The sequence below is a fragment of the Rhodococcus sp. BS-15 genome (assembly GCF_000813105.1).
In the GTDB taxonomy this organism is placed as follows: Bacteria; Actinomycetota; Actinomycetes; order Mycobacteriales; family Mycobacteriaceae; genus Rhodococcoides.
Genome location: NZ_BAOX01000444.1, coordinates 1 through 2,741, shown reverse-complemented (window position 1 = coordinate 2,741; position 2,741 = coordinate 1). Strand labels below are relative to the sequence as shown.

Below are 2,741 nucleotides of genomic sequence, written 5' to 3'. Positions count from 1 at the left end.
TCTCCCGCCGAGGTTTCGCGGACGGTCCGCAGCTTGGGTGCTTCGGTGTCGGCGCGTGCCTGACGCCGCCGCGGGTTGCGGCGGCTCCTGTTCGCACGTTCGGCAGCAGACACCCGATCCATACTAGTTGCCTGTGCGCACTCTTCTACCGTGCCGCACCGCGGGGTGAAGGCCGGGACAATCGATCGGCTCGGCGCAAGTAGGCTCTCCCACCGTGGCCGATCAGTCCCTGTCCTCCGTTTCCGCCGAGCACACCGATGCCCGCCGGGAGAGGCTGCTGGCGGGAGCTGCAGTGACGCTGCGCGAACTCGCTCCGGTGTTGACTCCGCTCGGCGCCCTGTTCGCTGCGGCGGGGCACGAGCTCTTTCTCGTCGGCGGCACGGTGCGCGACGCAGTTCTCGGTCGACTCGGAACCGATCTGGATTTCACCACCGACGCCAGGCCCGAGGAGGTTCAGGCGTTGCTCTCGGGCTGGGCGGACCATCAGTGGGACACCGGCATCGCGTTCGGCACCATCAGTGCGGCCAAGGACGGCCAGACGATCGAGATCACCACCTATCGCACCGACTCCTACGATCAGGTCTCCCGCAATCCCGAGGTGCAGTACGGCAACAGCCTCGAAGAAGATCTCGTTCGACGCGATTTCACCGTCAACGCCATGGCAGTACGTCTCGGAGCAGACGGCGGGCAGGAGTTCGTCGATCCGCTCGGCGGTATGGACGCGCTGCTCGAGGGCGTTCTCGACACCCCGTCGGCACCGGAGGTGTCGTTCGGAGACGATCCACTGCGCATGCTGCGGGCCGCGCGGTTCGTCTCTCAGCTCGGATTCTCGCTGATGCCTCGGGTGCACCGAGCCATCGAGGACATGGCCGATCAGATCGACCGCATCACCGCCGAGCGAATCCAGGTGGAGCTGGACAAGTTGATCCTCGGCGCGCACCCGATCGACGGCATCGACGTGATGTGCGAGACGGGTCTGGCGCAGCGCATCATTCCCGAGGTGCCCAACATGAAGCTCGAGATCGACGAGCATCACCAGCACAAGGACGTGTACACGCACTCGCTGACGGTGCTCAAGCAGGCGATCGATCTCGAGGACGGCGATCCCGATCTCGTATTGCGTTGGGCCGCACTGCTGCACGACATCGGCAAGCCCGATACCAAACGAAACGAGCCGGGCGGCGGAGTCAGCTTCCATCACCACGAGGTAGTCGGTGCCAAGCTGGTGCGAAAGCGTATGCGCGCCTTGAAGTATTCGAAGAAGATGATCGAGGACGTCTCGCATCTGGTGTTTCTGCATCTGCGTTTCCACGGCTACGGCAAGGGCCAGTGGACCGACTCTGCCGTCCGCCGCTACGCAACCGATGCCGGCGAGCTACTTCCCAAGCTGCACAAGCTGGTTCGCGCCGACTCGACCACGAGGAACAAGCGCCGAGCTGCTGCGCTGCAGGCCACCTACGACGACCTGGAAGAACGCGTCGCTCGAATTGCCGAGCAGGAGGACCTGGCTCGGGTGCGGCCCGATCTCGACGGCAACGCGATCATGGAGTTGCTGAACATCCCGGCCGGACCCGACGTGGGCAAGGCATGGAAGTTCCTGAAAGAACTGCGCCTCGATCGGGGACCGCTGTCCCGCGAGGAAGCCGAGGCCGCACTGCTCGAGTGGTGGCCCACGCACTAGGCGCGTCCCCCGCACGTGCGCGGAAGTTCGTAGCCCACTACGAGTTTCCGCTCACGACGAGCGAAGCTCGGCCTTGACCAGATACACGTTGTAGCTGTCCCACTCCGAGACGGTGAAGTACAGCTCGTTCGCCGTCGACCACGGGTGAATGAAGCCGCCATAGGTCTTCGGGTACTCGGCGGTGTCGATCAGGGTGGTCGGCGCGGTCCACTGTCCCTGCGGCGAATTGGACTCGCGCAGAACGATTTCGCCACGCAGCGGATCGAGGTACGTCATCCGCCACAGGCCACGGGCCTCGTCGTGATGGACCGACAGTTCCCCGGCCATACCGTCGGCGATGGGGGTGGCCTCGTTCGATCCGACGGGTGCCCAGGTGCCGTTCACCCAGTACTGGTAGGCAGTCTTGTTCAGCACGTCCGCCTTCGGGACGCGCGCGAGCCCCACCTGACCGGCGCGACCGTTGACGGTGCCGAACATGTAGACGTACTCCCCCGCCGGCACCATCGTCGAGACCTGGAACTTGGAGAAGCCGAAGACGTTGTCCCACTTGGCATGCTCGTCCTTGACCCAGGTGGAACCGTTGTCGTCCGAGTAGGCGATGCCGCCGTAGTTGGTCCACCACATACCGGGAATCGTGCTCCAGCGCCGAATGGACATGTACGACATGTACTGCCGGTCGTCGATCGCGAACCCGGAGGTGGGGATGACCGTGGTCTCCCAGTTCTTGATCTTGCGCGAGGGCAGCAGTTCGGCTGCGTGACAACGCGAGTCCTGCACCATCGAATCGAGGGTCATACCGTCGGAGAGGTCGGTGTCGGTGCTGTGTCCCAGTGCGTTCGAACGCCAGTCGTCACCGCCGACGACGCCGAATTCCCAACCCTTGCCGAACGAATCGCCGAACGCCACCGCGACCTCGCCGGGCTTGCTCTCCCACATGATACCGAGGTCGGTGCCGTCGACCTGCCAGCGCTTGTCGGTGCGGTTCTCCGATCCCGGTCCGGTCAGCTGCGAGACGACCTCGACGTTTCCGACGGCCGGTGCCCCGGGCGGCACCGTCGTC

At 64.8% G+C, this 2,741-nt stretch carries 2 protein-coding genes and 1 pseudogene; 1 reads left to right on the top strand and 2 read right to left on the bottom strand.

The features are described 5' to 3' along the window. Positions 1–113, bottom strand: a pseudogene (locus RHBS_RS31210) (NUDIX hydrolase); the annotation flags it as partial. A 101-nt stretch (positions 114–214) separates the two neighbouring features. Between RHBS_RS31210 and RHBS_RS26500 the strand changes: the two are divergent. After that, positions 215–1,681 carry a CCA tRNA nucleotidyltransferase gene (locus tag RHBS_RS26500; protein WP_128646847.1) on the top strand — a complete coding sequence of 489 codons (1,467 nt, stop codon included), beginning with the start codon at positions 215–217 and terminating at the stop codon, positions 1,679–1,681. Between the two features lie 51 nt (positions 1,682–1,732). Here RHBS_RS26500 and RHBS_RS26495 read toward each other — a convergent pair. Beyond that, a partial coding sequence (locus RHBS_RS26495; RefSeq protein ID WP_145977627.1) for a DUF4185 domain-containing protein occupies positions 1,733–2,741 on the bottom strand: 1,009 nt, incomplete at its 5' end.